13 protein-coding genes and 1 tRNA gene are annotated in these 17,902 nt (G+C 69.8%); 5 read left to right on the forward strand and 9 right to left on the reverse strand.

The window, feature by feature from the left end; genetic code table 11:
- The first annotated feature begins 21 nt into the window (after window positions 1-21).
- The 4 genes from map to Q7C18_RS04840 all read left to right on the forward strand — a co-directional run bounded on the left by map (window position 22) and on the right by Q7C18_RS04840 (window position 5,531).
- Window positions 22-921 carry a type I methionyl aminopeptidase gene (gene map, locus Q7C18_RS04825; protein WP_083277793.1) on the forward strand — a complete coding sequence of 300 codons (900 nt, stop codon included), beginning with the start codon at window positions 22-24 and terminating at the stop codon, window positions 919-921.
- Between the two features lie 254 nt (window positions 922-1,175).
- Window positions 1,176-2,084, forward strand: coding sequence for a polyphosphate--glucose phosphotransferase (ppgK, locus tag Q7C18_RS04830; protein WP_311024403.1), 909 nt, complete (start codon window positions 1,176-1,178; stop codon window positions 2,082-2,084).
- A 121-nt stretch (window positions 2,085-2,205) separates the two neighbouring features.
- Window positions 2,206-2,278 (forward strand) — tRNA-Val (locus Q7C18_RS04835).
- A gap of 235 nt (window positions 2,279-2,513) precedes the next feature.
- On the forward strand, window positions 2,514-5,531 hold the full coding sequence (locus Q7C18_RS04840; protein WP_311024404.1) for a BTAD domain-containing putative transcriptional regulator: 3,018 nt from the start codon (window positions 2,514-2,516) through the stop codon (window positions 5,529-5,531).
- Window positions 5,532-5,598: 67 nt separating this feature from the next.
- Here the strand turns inward: Q7C18_RS04840 and Q7C18_RS04845 are convergent, their stop codons facing one another.
- Window positions 5,599-5,832, reverse strand: coding sequence for a hypothetical protein (locus Q7C18_RS04845; protein WP_311024405.1), 234 nt, complete (start codon window positions 5,830-5,832; stop codon window positions 5,599-5,601).
- 300 nt (window positions 5,833-6,132) lie between these two features.
- Here Q7C18_RS04845 and Q7C18_RS04850 point away from each other — a divergent pair, with 300 nt between their 5' ends.
- Window positions 6,133-9,195, forward strand: coding sequence for a BTAD domain-containing putative transcriptional regulator (locus Q7C18_RS04850; protein ID WP_311024406.1), 3,063 nt, complete (start codon window positions 6,133-6,135; stop codon window positions 9,193-9,195).
- Between the two features lie 69 nt (window positions 9,196-9,264).
- On the opposite strand, the gene Q7C18_RS04855 is transcribed toward Q7C18_RS04850, so the two are convergent.
- The 8 genes from Q7C18_RS04855 to Q7C18_RS04890 form a co-directional block, all read right to left on the reverse strand.
- Window positions 9,265-9,465, reverse strand: a complete 201-nt coding sequence (locus Q7C18_RS04855) for a hypothetical protein (protein WP_139827637.1) — start codon at window positions 9,463-9,465, stop codon at window positions 9,265-9,267.
- 277 nt (window positions 9,466-9,742) lie between these two features.
- Window positions 9,743-10,906, reverse strand: a complete 1,164-nt coding sequence (locus tag Q7C18_RS04860; protein ID WP_311024407.1) for an ABC transporter ATP-binding protein — start codon at window positions 10,904-10,906, stop codon at window positions 9,743-9,745.
- The gene (locus tag Q7C18_RS04865) at window positions 10,903-12,432 is read right to left on the reverse strand and encodes an iron ABC transporter permease (protein WP_311024408.1); all 1,530 of its coding nucleotides are present in this window, start codon (window positions 12,430-12,432) and stop codon (window positions 10,903-10,905) included. The genes Q7C18_RS04860 and Q7C18_RS04865 overlap by 4 nt, the downstream gene beginning before the upstream one ends.
- Window positions 12,433-12,507: 75 nt before the next feature.
- Entirely contained in the window at window positions 12,508-13,557 is a 1,050-nt protein-coding gene (locus Q7C18_RS04870; RefSeq protein ID WP_311024409.1) for an iron ABC transporter substrate-binding protein, read from the reverse strand.
- A gap of 396 nt (window positions 13,558-13,953) precedes the next feature.
- A complete protein-coding gene (locus Q7C18_RS04875) occupies window positions 13,954-15,429 on the reverse strand; it encodes an NCS2 family permease (protein ID WP_311024410.1) in 1,476 nt (491 codons plus the stop codon).
- A 29-nt stretch (window positions 15,430-15,458) separates the two neighbouring features.
- On the reverse strand, window positions 15,459-16,691 hold the full coding sequence (locus Q7C18_RS04880; RefSeq protein ID WP_311024411.1) for an MFS transporter: 1,233 nt from the start codon (window positions 16,689-16,691) through the stop codon (window positions 15,459-15,461).
- Entirely contained in the window at window positions 16,688-17,188 is a 501-nt protein-coding gene (locus Q7C18_RS04885; RefSeq protein WP_311024412.1) for a redoxin domain-containing protein, read from the reverse strand. Before Q7C18_RS04885 ends, Q7C18_RS04880 begins: the two co-directional genes overlap by 4 nt.
- Entirely contained in the window at window positions 17,185-17,655 is a 471-nt protein-coding gene (locus tag Q7C18_RS04890; protein ID WP_237089993.1) for a DUF3052 family protein, read from the reverse strand. The genes Q7C18_RS04885 and Q7C18_RS04890 overlap by 4 nt, the downstream gene beginning before the upstream one ends.
- Window positions 17,656-17,902: the final 247 nt, after the last annotated feature.

A 17,902-nucleotide genomic window follows, 5' to 3' on the forward strand; every position in this document is an offset into this window, starting at 1 on the left:
CGGAACGTTAGGATGGGGTCCATGGCTTCCGCTCCCTCCTCCACCGCCCCGATCGGCACGCTCACCAAGGGCACCGTGACTCCGATGCGGCCCGTGCCGCACCACATCGAGAAGCCGAACTACGTCGGGCTGGACGCGCCCCCGGAGTACACCGGGGAGGACGTCTACGACGCCGCGACGGTGGAGCGCATCCGCCGTGCCGGACAGCTCGCCGCCGATGCGATGGTGGCCACCGGCCGACTCATCCGCCCCGGGGTGACCACCGACGAGCTCGATGCCTTCGCCCACGAGTACCTCGTGTCCCGTGGGGCCTACCCCTCCTGCCTGTCCTACCGCGGCTTCCCCAAGGCGATCTGCACCTCCGTCAACGAGGTCATCTGCCACGGCATCCCCGACTCCACGACCCTGCAGGACGGCGACATCGTCAACCTGGACATCACGGCCTACCTCGACGGCGTCCACGGCGACCACAACCGCACCTTCCTCGTGGGCGACGTCGACGAGGACTCCCGGCTGCTGGTGGAGCGGACCCACGAGGCCATGATGCGCGGGATCCGCGCCGTGAAGCCCGGCCGCCCCATCAACGTCATCGGCCGCTCCATCGAGTCCTATGCCAAACGCTTCGGCTACGGCGTGGTCCGCGAGTTCATCGGCCATGGAGTGGGCAAGGCGTTCCACACGGGGCTGGTCATCCCCCACTACGACGCCGCACCCGAGTACTCACGTCCCATGGAGCCCGGGATGGTGTTCACCATCGAGCCGATGCTCACCCTGGGGACGCGGCACTGGGACATGTGGGAGGACGGCTGGACCGCGGTCACCCGCGATCGGCGCCGCACCGCACAGTTCGAGCACACGCTGGTCGTCACTGACGACGGGGCGGACGTCCTCACACTCCCCTCGGCCGACGAAGACGCCTGATCAGCCAGGCGCCGGGCGGCCGCGCAGTTCCCGTGGGGCTCCGCACGCCCGCGTCCGCGGCGCGTCAAGCATCGTGACATACGTGACCTGCATCGCTCCGACCCGCTATCCTGTTCTCTGGCCGACCCCGCAGGGTCTGGCCGTCCGATCCCGGTGCGACGACGCACGTCCAGTCCTGTGGCCCCCGAGCAGAGCCGGCAGCGCGTCGTCGATCGCCGCTGTCTCGCTCTTCTCGCCTCACCCCTTGGAGAGCAATGACCCACTCTGACCAGTCTCAGCCTCTGGCCGCCCAGGCGGTCGCCCCTGCCAGCTTCGCCGTCGACGACCTTCCCAAGCGGGCGATCGGCATCGACGTGGGCGGCACCGGCATCAAGGGCGGGATCGTCAACCTCCAGAAGGGCAAGCTGACCGGCGAGCGGTTCCGCATCCCGACGCCGAGGCCGGCCACGCCGGAGGCCGTCGCGGAGGTCATCAGCACCATCCTGGAGGAGCTGCTGGGGCGCGAGAAGGCGCCCTCCCGCGATGAGCTGGCCGTCGGCGTCCTGGTGCCCGGCATCGTGATCGACAACGTCGTGCTCTCCGCCGCCAACATCGACGACTCCTGGATCGAATGCGACGCCGGTGAGCTGCTGCGCCCGCTGCCCGGTGACATCTCCACGCTCAACGACGCCGACGGCGCCGGTCTGGCTGAGGCACGGTACGGCGCCGGCGCTGGACGCGCGGGCAGCGTGCTCACCGTCACTCTGGGCACGGGGATCGGCTCTGCCCTGGTGCATGACGGGGTGCTGGTCCCCAACAGCGAGCTGGGGCACCTGGAGTTCGAAGGAGAGGTCGCCGAGCAGAAGGCCTCGGCCGCGGCCCGCGAACGCGTCGACATGCCCTGGGACGAGTACGGGCGGCTCCTGGACCGCTACCTCACTCACGTCGAGCGCCTGTTCTCCCCCTCCCAGTTCATCATCGGCGGGGGCATCTCCAAGCGCAGCGAGGACTTCCTCCCCCACGTGACCAGCACCCGCGCGCCGGTGGTGCCGGCCCAGCTGAAGAACAACGCGGGCATCGTCGGCGCGGCGCTCTTCGGCGCCGAGCAGCGCGCCCTGGCGCGGCGTTCCGCGGCCGTGGACCCGCAGCAGGAGGCCGCTGAGAAGATCAGCGCCGACGCCTGAGCGGCCGCCCTGCAGGAGGGCTTCCTCCGTCGCGGGCGCTGAGCCCTTTGGTATAGTGCTGTGGCCGGCGCGCCCGTCCCGACGTCATTGCGCCTGTCACGGGAACGCGGCCGCCGTGCCCGGGCCTTTAGCTCAGCTGGTAGAGCATCGCGTTTACACCGCGAGTGTCATCGGTTCGATCCCGGTAGGGCCCACCGATGCCCGGCACGGTCTCCGTGCCGGGCATCGTCGTTCCCGCAGCAGCTTCCGCTCCGGCCATGCCGCGCGGCCACAGACCGCGCCTCACGGTCGAGCAGCCATCCTCACCACAGCACCCACCGGGTACGGTGGACGGATCCTGAGACGCATCTCTGGTTCTGAGGGGAGGACACAGTCGCACAGGGCCCGGTCCTGGCCGGTCGGCGGGGACGGGCGTGCCGTCTGCAGATCATGGTGGTTGTCGAGGTGCTGGGGCCGGTGCAGGTCAGACGCGACGACGGCACCGTCGTCCGTCCGCCAGGCCTGCAGGCGCTGCTGCTGAGCATGCTGGTCGTGGACGCAGACCAGATCGTCACGACGGATCGGCTGATCGACGTCATGTGGGGCGCTGCCCCGGATGATCGTGCTGCTCATCGCCTGCAGTCCCATATCCACCGGCTGCGCCGCACACTCGACACCGGTGCCACGATCGAGGCCGACGGCGGCGGGTACCGTCTGAGCCTCGAAGGCGGGGCTGTCGACGCGGTCCGCTTCGAGAAGCTCCTCGCGGAGGCACGGAGGGCGGCCGAGATCGGCGACCATGACCAGGTGGTGACGCTGTGTCGCGACGCTCTCTCCCTGTGGCGGGGCGCACCGTTCGAGACCATCGAGACCACACGTCTGGCCGGAGCATCGCGGCGCCTCCACGACCTTCGCTCGTCCACCTGGGAACTGCTACTGGCCTCGGAGCTGTCCCGGGGAAACCACGAGACGGTGGCGCGAGAGATCGAGCCGCTGGTCCGTGAGCACCCGCTCCGCGAGCGCCTCCACGAACTGCTCGTCACGGCCCTCTCCCTCTCCGGTCACCACGCCGACGCGCTGGGGGCCTGTGAACGCGCCAGGACATGGCTTCTGGATGAGCTCGGGGTCGAGCCCGGACCCCGGCTGCGAGAGCTGCATCGCATGGTCCTCGCCGAGGAAGCGATACTCGTCGACCCGGGCACGTCCGTCCCGAAGCCGTCCCGCCAGGTTCCCGCCCAGCTGCCGGTGTGTCCCCGTGTCTTCGTCGGCCGCACGGACGTCCTTCGGGAGCTTGACGAGGGGAGGAGCCGTGCTGTCGATGCGGTCAGGATCTTCTGCCTGACCGGTGGCGCCGGCACTGGCAAGACGGCGCTGGCCGTCTCGTGGGGACATGCGGTCACAGGCGACTTCCCGGACGGACAGCTGTACATCGATCTGCGGGGCTTCGGCCCGGATGAGCCTCGGGACCCTACGGAAGCACTGCCCGGACTTCTCACTGCTCTGGGCGTCCCGACGGCGGAGATTCCTGATGGCGAGCACGAACGATCAGCCCTGTTCCGATCGGCCATGTCAGGTCGTCGGATGCTGGTGGTGCTCGACAACGCCAAGGACGCCGACCACGTCCGGCCTCTGCTCCCGGGGACATCGGAGTCAGTCACCGTCGTGACCAGTCGTTCGCAGCTGACCGGACTGGTCGTGCAGGAAGGTGCGCATCGCCTCCCGTTGGGTCCGCTCTCCCCGGAGGAGACTCAGCAGCTCATCGCGGACCTGGGCCTGCCGCTGGATGACTCACAGGCCGATTCCCTGGCAGCAGTCTGCTCGCGCCTCCCCCTGGCCCTGCGCATCGCAGCCGAGCGTATGCGGTCAGGAGGCGCCCAGGAACTGGACGCGCTCCTCGCCTCGCCCCAGGACGTCCCTCCTGACGCCGGGGCTCGGCTGGACGTGTTGGACGTCGGAGAGGACCGGGCGTCCGTTCGCGGCGTCTTCTCCTGGTCCTACCGTCACCTGGACCATGACTCCGCATGGATCTTCCGATGCTTCGGCATCTCACCGTCCGCTGAACTGAGCCTGGGTCCGCTCTCAGCGCTCGCCCACCTCGATGAACGCGCCACCCGGCGCGGCGTGGAGACGCTCCGGCGTGCTCATCTGGTCGAGCCGGTGTCCCGGGGGCGCTACCGGCTTCATGACCTGCTTCGGGTCTACGCGATCGAGCTCTCCGAGAATCACGATCCGGAGTCGGCGCGGCAGCGAGCCTTCGCCCAGCTGTGCGATCACTATCTCGAGCGGGCGGCCTTGGCCATGGTGGTCCGCATGCCCCACCAGACCGACCATCCCAGCATCCAGGACCTGGCAGGCAGGGCGAAGGCGACAGGAGCCGACGTCGACGTCCGGTCAGCCATCACCTGGCTCACCACCGAACGTGAGAATCTCGTCCTCACCTCGGAGGAGGCCGCCCGCCGCGGGGGCCATACCTTCTCCACAGACCTCTCCGAGATCATCTGGCGCGATCTGTACCATGATGAGGCCCATGTGCTGGCGGAGCGACTGCATGGCGCTGCGCTCCGAGCGGCTCGCCATGTCGACGATGCTTCTGGGGAGGGCACTGCGCATCGACGTCTTGCCATCACCGCGGTGAACCGTGCGCGTCTCGACGAGGCCCAGCATCACGCCGCACGCGCCCTGGAGCTCCACGCGACGGCCGATGCCCTCAAGGAGATCGCCGCTGACCGAGACACGCTCGGTGCGTTGAGCTTCTACCGTTGTCGTCCGGCCGACGCGGGTGCGCACTTCGAATCCTCGGCTCACGCTCACGAGGAGCTGGCAGATCCGCGAGGGGGCTGCGCCATGGCCAATGCCGGTCTGGTCCATCAGCGGATGGGGCGCTTGGACGATGCCCTGTTCTGGCTGGGGAAGGCACTGGACTACAGCCGCCAGCACCACCAGACGTCTGATGAATGCTCCGCCTGTGCGTCCCTCTCCCTGGTGCACAGAGAACGGGGCGAACTCGAGACATCTCTGAGATGCGCCGAGCAGGCCATTGCCCTGGCACAGGACATTGCGGCCGCGGACCTCGAAGGTTTCGCCCGGGCGGAGATGGGCAAGACGTCATGGCTGTCGGGTGAGACCGCCACAGGGCAGCACCTGCTGGACCAGGCGCTCGACGTGGCAGAGCGACTTGTGATCGAGGACCTGGCGTCGGAGGCCCGGTTCGGTCTCGGGGAGATCGCCCTTGACCGCGGGGACCTCCACCGTGCGGTCGGCCTCTTCACTGCGGCCCTCGACGTCTCGGACCAGTATTGGTACGAGTTGGCCCAAGCCCATAGGGGGCTGGCCCGGACCTTCGACGCGCTCGGCTCAGTCGACGAAGCGACGGAGGCCTGGCGGCGGGCCGCGGAGATCTATACGGCTGTCGATCATCCTGACGCCGGGGCGCTGCGACGACGGGCGGCGGGCGGACCCGCTCCGTGAGCGCCGGGGACATCAGTGCCGAGCTGGGCCGCACGGGGTCAGCCTCCGCGGACCCGGCCGCTCGCCCTCACGGCAGATACCCGTAGGGCGCAGCCGTGGCCCGGGCGACCATGTCGTCGTGCCGCCGCCGCGCTTCCCAGCCGACCAGTCGGCGCCGGTGGATCTCCTGGGGCCCCGGCCGCTCGCGTCGGACGACGCTGATCTCCTCACAGCGGCTGGCCCACAGCACCAGGCGTGCGCCCAGCTCGTAGGCCAGCCGCCGCGCGGCGGGGATGCTGTGGACATCGATGATGCTGGTCATGGTTCTCCTCACGCAGACATGTCTCCGGCTGCTGGTCCCCTCCTCGTATGGCTCCACTGTGCCGACACCGCCTCACAGTCTCCTCACACGGGCCTCACATGCCCTTCTGCAGCGGTCCTCTCAGCCGCTGACCTGGGACGTCTCCTCTCCATCGGCGCCGAAGAGTTCTCGGAGAGCGCTGCGGCACGGTACCGTGTCATCGTCGGGCACGGTCGTCGCAACGGGAGGGGAGGATCGCCCCGGCGGTCGCGGGCGCCGCCATCCGGAGGCACCGCTCCGGAGTCTGCCGGGGATCATGACATGCCGATCTTCGAGGTGCTGGGGCCTGTACGCGTTCGTCGCGATGACGGCAGCACACTCTCCCCGACAGGTCTGCAGTCCCAGCTGCTGGGGCTGCTCCTGGCGAACCCCGGCCGCCTGCTGACCCATGACCGGCTCGCCGACGCGATGTGGGGATGCCCGGCGGATCCGCGGGTGGTCCATCGCCTGCAGACGCACGTGCATCGCCTGCGCTCCGCCGTCGGCGACCTGCCCCTGGCCGCGGACCCCGGTGGGTACCGGCTTCAGATCACCGCGGAACAGACCGACGCCGGACGGTTCGAGTCCCTGGTCTCCGCGGCGGCCGACGTCGCCGCCCAGCAGCCAGCCCAGGCCGCGGCACTCGCCCGTGAAGCCCTGAACCTCTGGCGCGGACGACCGTTCCACGGCCTGGAGACCGAGGAGACCGCGGCGGCATCTGTGCGCCTGCAGCATCTGCGGGTCACCGCGTGGGAGGAGCTCTACGCCGCTGAGCTGACCTGCGGGCATCATGAGCTCGTGGCCGACGAACTGCCACCTGTCGTCGATCAGCACCCGCTGCGTGAGCGCCTCCGCGAGCTGCTCATGATGAGCCACGCCGCAGCGGGCCGTCAGGCCGACGCCCTGGCTGTCTTCCACGAGGCACGCTCGGTGCTGCGCCGGGAGCTGGGTGTGGAACCGGGCCCTGGACTGCAGGACCTGCAGGCGCGGATCCTCTCCGGTGCCGCACTGGACCATGACCGTCTCCCGCCTGCCGCGGCCCTCGAGGCGCTGTCACGCCAGCGGGCCGGCGTCCACGGGGCCTGCGCGGCTGTGGAGGTCCCGGCTCAGCTGCCCGCCCGGCCGCGAGGATTCATCGGACGCGACGCCGAGCAGAGTGAGCTCTGGGCATGGCTGGACGATGACCATCGTCCGGCGTCGCTGTTCACACTCATCGGCGGCGCCGGCGTCGGCAAGACTGCCCTGGCTCTGCATTGGGCCCACGAGATCGCCCACCGGTTCCCCGACGGTCACTTGGCGGTGGACCTGCGGGGGTACGGTCCCGAGGATCCCGTGCCTGCAGAACAGGCCCTCGCCGGGTTCCTGCGCGCTCTCGGCACGGACGTCGAACACGTCCCCGACGGACTCGACGAGCGCGCGGCGGCCTTCCGGTCCCAGACGGCGGAACGACGCCTGCTGATCCTGCTGGACAACGCCCGCGATGTGTCCCAGGTGCGGCCGCTGCTGCCCGGAGGCTCCGGTTCCCTGGTCATCGTGACGAGCCGGACCGCGCTCACGGGGCTGGTGCTGCAGGAGGGCGCGCACCAGATCGCCCTCAGCACGATGGGCGACGACGACTCACGCCGCCTGCTCGGACAGCTGCTGGGCCCGGCGCCCAGCGCTGATCAGCTGGAGACCCTCGCCGACCGGTGCGCGCATCTGCCGCTGGCCCTGCGTGTCGCCGCCGAACGTGTCCGGGGGATCGGATCTGAGGACCTTCCGACGGTCCTGGAGGATCTCGAGGACCTGCAGGATCGACTCGACGTCCTCGACCTCCACGCCACCGGGGACCAGGCGTCCTCCATGCGAGCGGTGTTCTCCTGGTCGTATCTGGACCTTGAGCCGACCCCAGCCTGGCTGTTCCGCTGCTTCGGCGTCGCACCGGCCCATGAGCTCAGCCTCCAGGGCCTGTCCGCCCTGGCGGGGCTCGAGCCCCGCATCGTTCGGCAGGGGGTGGAGGGGCTGCGCCGAGCCCATCTGGTGGAGAGCTGCGGGCCTCACCGGTACCGCCTGCATGACCTCCTCCGCAGCTACGCGACCGAGCTCACCGAAGACCACGAGGGCGACACCGTCCGGCAGGCGTGTCTCGACCGTCTGTGCCGCCACTACCTTCGGGGCGTGGCGGCCGCTTTGGAGATCCTCATGCCCGAAGAGATGACCATCCCCGAGGCGCGGGATCTCCTCGACGCCGACACCGTCCGGCCATTCAGCCGGAAGACGGACGCAGCGGAATGGCTCGAGCAGGAGCTGCCCCATCTGCTCGTCACCGCGGAGCACTGTGCCGATGGCGGCCAGCCGCGCTTCGCCGTCGTGCTGTCCAAGCTCCTGCGTCGCCACTTGGACCGCTCCCCCTATCTGCACAGCGCCCACCGGCTGCACACCGCAGCCTTCCTGGCCGGCCGCCGCCTGGAGGACCTGGCCGCACAGGGCCACTCACTGCGGATGCTGGGGCGAGTGGCCCTGCTGCGGGTGCAGCTGGAGGAGTCGCGTGAGCTGCTGGAGCGGTCCGTGGACTGTCACCTCCGAGCCGGAGAGGAGCGTGAGGCCGCCGTCACCCGAGGGCTGCTGGGAGGGGTCCACGCCTATCGCGGAGACATCCGCGGCGCCCTGCGCGAGCACCGATCCTCCGTGGACACGCTACGGGCCCTCGACGACCCGGCGGTGTGCTTCTCCCTGGCCAACTGGGGGCTGGCCCACCATCTGCTGGGTGAGGCGGACGAGGCCCGCAGGCTCCTCCACGAAGCAGTCGACATCAGCCGGCAGCGCGGCTCGCCCTACGGCGAGTCCGTCGCCCTGCTGAACCTGACCCTGACCTACGCGAGCACCGGAGAGCATGAGGCTGCGTTGGACCTCGCCCGGCGGACGCTGCGACTGGCCACCAGGCTGGGGCGTCGCGCTCGCGCCTGCCAGGCCCTGGTCAGCGCCGGAGAGGCGCTCCACGGCGTGGGCCGGCGCAAGGTCGGTCACCGGCTCGTGCGGTTGGCCCTGACCGAGGCCGAGGATCTGGGGCAGCGGGACATCATCGCCACCGCCCACCTGGCGCTCGGCGGCCTGACGCGAGAGGCCCGGGCGCTGCAGCACAGCAGGTCCCACCTGCTCATCTCTCTGGAGCAGGCGCGCGGGCACTGGGACCTGGAGGCGCTGACCCTGATCAGTCTGGGCGAGACATGCTCCGCGACTCAGGACCCAGACGGTGCGCGGGAGGCATGGGGCCAGGCGCTGGCGATCTACGAGCGGGTGGGCCACGCTCACACGCCGGTCCTGCGGCGTCGTCTTCAGGGCGTCGAGTCTCCGGCGGTCACCTGACGAGACGATGGGGCCCCGACCGTGGGCTCGCGGTCTCCCGAACGGCCGGTCTCCGGACCGGCTCGCCCCTCAGAGGCCGACGGCGGGGATGATCTCTCGTTGCCACGCCTGACGACCATGGACGACGAAGCGATGCTCGTAGCCGTCCCGGATGTCAACGACCACAGCGTTGGGCACCACAGGGACCATTCCGGCGATCCTCGTCCAGCCGAGGCGGAGGTCGGTGACCTCCTCCAGCGGCACGACCGCATCTCCCGTCTGGGCGTTCATGCGATGAGCCGCGGAGCGCAGCTGCCGATCCATCAGCGCGAGGTTTCCCTCAGAGCCCGGGGGATGGTCCTGACAGCCGCTCCTTGCTGCTCCGAGGACCACGACCGCGACATGGCCCGGCCTGACGGTGCGGACCTCAGCGCCGACGTCCTCGTGACCTGCCGCCCGGGCGCCTCTCCGGGTCGTCGTGGCCATGTCATGGCCCTCTGAGGAGGACACCTCTGTCACAGACCTCCCCTGGACCGAGATGGCCCGAGATGGCCCGAGGTGGTCGAACTCAGTGCTGAGGCTCCGATTCCGGATAGGCGACCCCGGGCCCGGCGACGGCCAGCCGCACGACCGCGCCCGGCGGCAGCGGATCGGCGTTGAGCCGGCGCACGCGGATGGGCTCCTCGAGTCCGTCCACCGACACCACAGCCGTGGTGTCATGCCCGAAGTACTGCGAGGTCAGCACCTCGGCACGGACGCCTTCGTCGGCCAGCACGATCTGCTCCGGACGAAGCATGACGGTGGCCGATGCGTCCGCGGTGCGCCAGCTCCGATCCTCGGCCGACTCCTCCGGTTCGGAACGCACCACCGAGACGTCTCCGAGCACAGTGGACGCCACGCCGGGACTGCGCAGGCGGGCCGGCAGCAGCACGGCCTCGCCCAGGAACCTGGCAGTGCGCGCATCACGGGGGCGGCGGTAGATCTCCTCCGGGGTGCCCGTCTGGGCCAGCCGCCCGTCCCGCAGCACGGCCACCTGGTCGGCAAAGGACAGGGCCTCGTCCTGGTCGTGGGTCACCAGCACGGTGGTGGTCCCGGTCGAGGCGAGGATCTCACGGACGGCCTGGCGAGTGATCTCCCGCAGACCTGCGTCCAAGGCGGAGAACGGCTCGTCCAACAGGATGACCTCCGGACGCCGGGCCAGTGCGCGGGCCAACGCCACCCGCTGCCGCTGGCCTCCGGAGAGCTGATCGGGCCGCCGTCGCGCGTGGGAGCGGTCCAGGCTCACCAGGTCCAGCAGCTCCTCGACGCGGCGCCTCGCCTCCCCGCGCCGGATGCCCTTCGGCAGTCCGAAGGCGATGTTTCCTGCCACGTCGAGATGCGGGAACAGGGCCCCGTCCTGTGCCACCAGACCGATGCTGCGCCGGTGGGCGGGCACCTGGGTGACCTCCTGCCCGCGCAGGGACACCGTGCCGGTTGCGGGGCGGAGGAACCCGGCGATCACCCGCAGCAGCGAGGTCTTGCCGGAACCGGACGGTCCCACGATCGCGGTGGTGCTGCCGGGCGCGACCTCCAGGTCCACGCCCTGGAGGATCGGGGTGCCCCGCCCGAAGCCGACCGAGGCGCCCACCACCTGCAGTCCCGGCCGCTCAGCACCGGCCCCCAAGACGGCGGTCTGCCCCGCCGCATCGATTGGTGCGCCCGCGGGACTCGTGGTCAATGCCGGAGTGGTCATCGGACCTCCTTGAGCAGTCGTGAGATCATCATCCAGGCCGGAACGGCGGCGACGAGTACCAGCAGCGCCGCGAACGGAGCGGCGGCCGCGTAGGACTCGTTGCCGGTGTAGGTCCACAGCCGCGTGGCCAGAGTGTCGAAGCCTGTGGGCCGCAGCATCAGCGTCGCAGGAAGCTCCTTGATCACCGTGAGAAGGACCAGCAGCGCCCCGGAGACGATGCCCGGAAGCATCAGCGGCAGGGTGACGCGCAGATAGGCCTGCACCGGACTCCTGCCGAGCGCCCGCGCCGCCTCCTCCAGCTCCGGCGGCGCACTGAGCGCGGCCGAGAGGACCGGCCCCAGGCTCAGCGGCAGCATCAGGGCGCAGTAGGCCAGTGTGAGCAGCCACATCGTCTGATACAGCGCCGGAAGGACCGTGATGCCGAGCATCACCACCGAAAGTCCGATGACGACCCCGGGCAGCGAATGCGCCAGATACGCGGCCCTCTCCAGGCCTCGAGCCAGGACGCTGGGGCGTCGGGCCAGCCACAGCCCCAGCGGGACGGCGATCAGCGTGGTCGCGGCCGCCGCCAGGCCGGCGGCCCACAGCGAGTTGCCCAGGGCACCCATCACCTCGGCGAGGGATCCCGGGCGGGACACCCCCTGGACGCTCCAGATGCCCAGTGCCGAGAGCGGCACCCCCAGCGCGACGACGATCGGCGCCCACCCCAGCATCACGGCCGCACCACGCCAGCGCCCCAGATCGAGCAGCAGCAGGCGTCCACCTCCCGAGCCGGAGAGGCTCGCATACCTGGTCCCGGTGCGACGCAGACGCCCCTCGACGGTGAGGACGCACAGGGTGAGCAGCAGGAGCACGGAGGACAGTGCGATGCCGCCGAGTCGGTCGAATCCCATGGAGAAACTGGTGAAGATCGCCCGAGTGAAGGTGTCCACCCGCAGGATCGAGACTGCTCCGAAGTCCGCGATCACGTAGACCGCGCACAGCAGGCCCCCAGCGGTGATCGCCGGGGCGGCCTGTCGCACCGTCACCGTGAAGAACGTGGACAGCGGCCCGCGGCCCAGTGCCCGTGCGGCCTCCTCCTGCGCGGGATCGACAGCCACCAGGGCGGCGACCGCCGGCAGGTATACGTACGGGTACGTGACGGAGGTGATCACCACGACGGCGGCGGCGAAGCCCTCGAACGTCGTGCCCGGGCTGAGCAGCGCGTTCATCGACTGCCAGCCGAAGGCCGCCACATAAGAGGGAACCGCCAATGGCAGGGCGGCCGCCACCCCCAGGGCCACGCGCCCCGGGATCCGGGTGCGGGTCACCAACGCGGCCAACCCGACTCCGAGGGCCACACACAGCAGAGTCACCAGGCCGGTCAGGGCGAGGGACGTGACGGCCAGCCGCGCGCTGCGGGGGCTCAGGACAGCATCAGCGAAGTCGCCCAGGGGGTATTGGGCGACGCGCACCACCAGGTAGACCAGCGGCAGCAGGGCCACCGCGGCGCCGATCAGCGCTGCGGCCCGCAGCCACCAGGGCACGCCGACGGCTCCGCCCCCGGCAGGGGCGGAGCCGTCAGTGCGCCGGAGCCGACCGGCCGTGGTGGCGGTGATGGGTCAGCCCACCAGCCCGGAATCTGTGATCATCTGCACGGTGGTCTCCAGGTCCTCCAGAGAGTTGAGGTCGATGTCCGGGACGTCGAGCTCCTCCAACGACGGCATGCCCTCCGGCCCGTCGAGGCCGTCGATCAGTGGGTACTCAGCCGTCTCTTCGGCGAAGTAGCGCTGGCCCTCGTCGCTGAGCAGGTGCTCCACGAGCGTATGGGCTCCTTCATGGTCGGCGTCGAACACTCCGACGCCGGCCACGTTCATCAGCGCGCCGACGTCGCCGTCACCGAAAAGGTGGTTGGCGATGTTCAGCTCTGCGGGGTCCTCCCCCAGCTCGGCCGCACGGCCGTAGAGGTAGTAGTGGTTGACCAGGCCCATCTCCACGACGCCGTCGGCGACGTCGGAGACGATCTCGCCGTTCTTCTCCCGGATCTGCGGGTCGTTCTCCGCCAGCCCGGTCAGGAAGTCCTCGGCGGTCTCGTCGCCCTCGATCTCACGGTAGGCGGTCACGAACGCTTGGAAGGACCCGTTGGTCGGAGCCACCGCGTAGCGCCCTGCGTACTCGGGATCGGTCAGATCCGAGACGGTCTCCGGCAGCTCCGACTCGTCGACGAGGTCTGTGTTGTACACCAGGGTGCGGGCCCGGCCCGAGACTCCGACCCATCGGTCCTCCGCGTCACGGAAGGCCTCCGGTACCTGGGCGAGGAGCTCCTCGTCAAGCTCCTCGAACAGCCCGTCCTGGGCGACGGCACCGAGCGCCCCGGCATCCTGGGCGAGGAAGATGTCAGCGGGTGTGGACTCCCCCTCCTCGAGGATCTGGGCGGCCAGCTCGGCGGTGTCTCCGTAGCGGACCTCGACGTCGATGCCGGTGTCCTCGCTGAACTGGTCGATCAGCGGCTGGATCAGCTCCTCGTTGCGTCCCGAATACAGCACGACGCTGTCCTGGTCGGCTCCGGCCTGCTCTCCGGCGGCCTCGTCCTGGTCGCCGTCGGCGGCGCCGCAGGAGGTGAGCGTCAGGGCCAGCAGCGCGACGGCGGCCGGCACGAGAGTGCGAGTCATCGAATGGGGTCCTTTCATGGGGCTGTGCCGCGGGCCCTCCGGCACATGCCCTGGGGGCCCGCTGTGCCGTCCGGGCTGCGTCTCTGTCGGTGGTGCGTTGTGGCCGATGGCGGCCCTTGGGATACGACAGAGCGGGCCCGCGTCCCGCACGGGCACCGTCCAGCAGTATACGCAACAGAAGCCTTGGCTAATAGCCCAGATCGGGACCAGGTGAAGGTGAGGCATCCCTTCCCCGGAGGTATCTCGCGTCAGTGAGGATTCCAGCGCGCCAGGTGAGGCCTATGTGACGATTTCCTCGGCACTCCTGGACGAGGGCAGGCCGACAGACACGTCGGCCCCGGCCTGTGCAGGTGCACCGGGGCCGGGGCCGACGTCGTCAGACTGCCGACAGGCCCGTCAGCTCACGCCGAGAGCCTCCTGGATGGGGCCGGAGACGAAGTAGAGGATGAACAGCACCGCGGTCACGTACATGAGCGGATGCACCTCCCGGGCCTTGCCACGCAGCAGCTTGATACCCACGAAGGTGATGAACCCCGCGCCGATGCCGTTGGTGATCGAGTACGAGAACGGCATCATCACCACGGTCATGAAGGCCGGGATGGCGATCTCCACGTCCGTCCAGTCGATGCGGGTGATCTGCTGCATCATCAGGAACCCGACGAGCACGAGCGTCGCCGACGCGGCCTCGGTGGGGATGACCGCCGCCAGCGGCGCCAGCACGATCGTGGCCAGGAACAGCACGCCCGTGACCACATTGGCCAGCCCGGTTCGGGCGCCGTCGCCGACGCCGACCGTGGACTCGATGAAGCCCGAGTTCACCGAGGTGGAGCCCAGGCCGCCGCCCATGGTCCCCACGGCGTCAGAGATCATGATGCGCCGCGAGTAGGGGATCTCGCCTGAGGCGTCCTTGATGCCGCCCGCGTTGGAGACACCCACCATGGTGCCCAGCAGGTCGAAGAAGTTCGCCAGCAGCAAGGTGAAGATCGCCAACGACGCCGCGATGATCCCGATGTTCTGCCAGGACCCCAACAGGTTGAACTCGCCGATCAGGGACAGGTCCGGCAGCGTGAACCAGTTCTGGTCGAGGGTCGGCACAGAGAGGCCCCAGCCGTAGGGGTTCTCCTCGCCGTCGGCGCCGACCTGCGGCCCCACGCGGAACACCGCCTCCACAGTGAGCGCCAGCACTGAGGCGCCGATGATCGAATAGAGGATGGCGCCGCGCACCTTGGCGGCCCACATCACGAACAGGGCGAACAGGGCCACCAGGAAGATCAGCAGAGGCCACCCGAACAGGAAGCCGCCCACTCCCAGCTCCAGCCCGACTCCGCCGGAGTTCTGGATGAATCCGGCGTTCATCATCCCGATCAGGGCGATGAACAGTCCGATGCCGACGCTGATGGCATTCTTCAGCGGGGCCGGGACGGCGTTGAAGATCGCCTGCCGGAAGCCCGTCAGGACGAGGATCAGCAGGATGAAGCCCTCGATGACCACCAGGCCCATGGCGTCGGCCCACGTCATGCCCGGCAGCACCACGATGCCGTAAGTGATGAACGCCGAGAGGCCCAAGGACGAGGACACGGCCATCGGGAACTTGCCGACCACCCCCATCAGGATGGTCATCAGCCCGGAGATCAGCGACGTCGCCGCCGCCACGGCAGGCAGGTTCGGCTCGGTGCCGCCACCCAGGTAGTGACCGGTCGAGTCGGCCGCCGCGCCGATGATCAGCGGATTGAGCACGATGATGTAGCTCATGGCCAGGAAGGTGGCCAGGCCTCCGCGCACCTCCCGCCCGATGCTGGAGCCGCGCTCGGAGATGTGGAAATAGCGATCGAGGACGCCGTGCCGCGCCCGCTGGGAACTCTGTACACTCACGAGGCCCCACTCTAGGCGATCCGAGCCCCTCAGGCCCCGCCGCCGTCGTCGACGAACACCCGCCGACCGGCGAACCAGCCTGCCACGCCCTGGGCGGCGATCACGCCGAGCAGCACATGCAGCACTGGCACCCACGAACCTGTGACGTCCACCAACGCACCGGCGATCAGCGGCCCGGAGCCCGCCAGCAGGTACCCGATCCCCTGGGCCATGCCGGAGAGCCGCGCCGCCTGATGCGGCGTCCTGGCCCGGAGGGAGACGACGGTGAGGCTCACCAGAAGCGTGGCCCCGGAGGCGAAACCGGCCATGAGGCACCACACGGGCAGAAGCTGCGGGACGAAGGCCATGCCGGCGACCCCCGACCCCATCAGCACCGCCAGTCCGACGGCGATGCCGCGCTGATCCCGCGTGCGCTGCATCAGCGGACCCACCAGGAGGCTGGCGATGATCCCGACGGCCTGGTAAGCGGCAAGCCACCATCCCGCCGCCGCCTGAGAGATCCCGTGGTACGTCTGGATCGACGGCAGCCAGGTGAGCATGATGTAGAACACGGCCGACTGCAGACCGAAGTAGGCCGTGACCTGCCACGCCACCGGTGACCGTGTCAGTCGGCGTCTTCGGGGGCGCGGGCTGTCCAAGACCTCCGTCGGCAGCACCACGACCGCCTGCTCCTGCGGCCGTCCGCGGCGGGACCAGACCACTGCGGCGACGACGGCCAACGCCGAGGCTGAGGCCAGAGTGAGCTCCCAGCCGATCCAGGCGGCGGCCGGGACCGCCACACCGGAGGCCACCGCCGCACAGCCGACGAGCGTGGCGGTGTAGAGGCCCGTCATCAGGGGCACATGATCGGGAAAGTCCCGTTTGACCACCGCCGGCACCAGCACGTTCCCCACCGCGATGGCCGCCCCGAGGATGACGGTGCCCAGATACAACGTCCAGACCCCGGCCGGCAGCGGGCCGCCGGGGAGGGACCTCAGCACCGTGCCTGCGGCGAGCACGCCCAGCGCCAGCAGGATGCTGCGTTCCATGCCCAACCGGGAGGAGAGCCGCTGCACCACAGGCGAGAAGACCCCGAGGCTGAGGACCGGCAGTGCACCCAACAGGCCCAATGCGCTCGCGCTCATCCCGGTGTCGGCACCGATCCGTTCGATCAGCGGCCCCACCACAGTGATGGCCGGACGGAGGTTGGCCGCCACCAGCAGCACGGTGACCAGCAGAAGGGCGCGAGACGGACCCCGCGCGTCGTCCTGCGACGCTGTCATGTGAGACCAGCGAGCTCGGCCAGGGCCTCCTGGAGATCGCGAGATCGGTCCGAGGGAACGTGATGGACGTGACGGATCACCAGCTGGGGGTCGAGCACATAGCTGGTCCGCGTGGGCGCCCCCCGGGAGGCGTCGAAGGCCCCGCAGGCTCGGGCGATCTCCCCGTGGGGCCAGAAGTCGCTCACCAGGTCGAAGGGGAGCCCCTCTCCCCCAGAGATCTCCTGCGCATAGGCGCGCAGCGCGTACAGGGAGTCGCAGCTGATCGCCACCACACGCGCGCCGATCCTCTCGAACTCGCCGGCCGCGGCGTACACGGCGGACAGCTCCGTGCCGCAGACACGGCTGAACGCGTAGGGGTAGAACATCACCAGTGAAGGTGCCCCGGCGAGGTCATGCAGCGCGAACTCCTCGCCGTGATGGGTCCGCCCCCCGACGCCGGGGATCCGCTGCCCCGGCCGCAGTGGGCGGCCATCCCCCGCCACGTCGGTCGGACTCACTTGCGCGGCATGAGGCGGGCCGCAGCCCAGTCCGCACAGACGCCGGCCGACGAGGTCACGTGCAGCCCGGCGTTCGGCGCGGCATCCTGGATCTCCACCGGCGGAACGTAGCCGTCACGCCCAGATCGCGGAGTCAGCAGCCACACCACGCCGCCGGTGTCGAGCGTGGTCAGCGAGTCCACCAGTGCATCGGTGAGGTCACCATCGCCGTCACGGAACCACAGGAGCACGGCGTCCACGACCTCGTCGTCGTCCTCGTCGATCAGCGGATCGTCGAGGAGGTCCTCCAGAGCGTCCCGGAAACCGTCGTCGACGTCATCGTCGACCCCGATCTCCTGGACGAGGGAATCAGCGGAGAGACCAAGCTCCTCCAACAGGCCCGACGTGTCGACCACATTGGTCGCGGCGTCGTAGGCATGTCCGGTCTCGGCGCTCAACGGATCCTCGGCAGGGGCTGCCTGGCTCACCTGGGGTGTCCCTTCCTCTCGTGACATCGGGTGGAGGACCACGGCATGTGCCGCGCCTCTCACAGGCAACGTTACGTCGCCGGAGCACCGGGTGGGAAGTGCGACACCGGGTGTTCCGGGTAGAGTTGCCATGACGACGCGTGCCCGCACCCTGACGGGCGCGTACGACCTCGACAGCGCTGCCGGGCGTGACCCCTTGTGTCCGGGTTCTCAGTGCTGACCATCGACCCTTTGAGAGAGGTATGTT

This window comes from Nesterenkonia sp. CL21 (assembly GCF_031705515.1).
Taxonomy (GTDB): domain Bacteria; phylum Actinomycetota; class Actinomycetes; order Actinomycetales; family Micrococcaceae; genus Nesterenkonia; species Nesterenkonia aethiopica.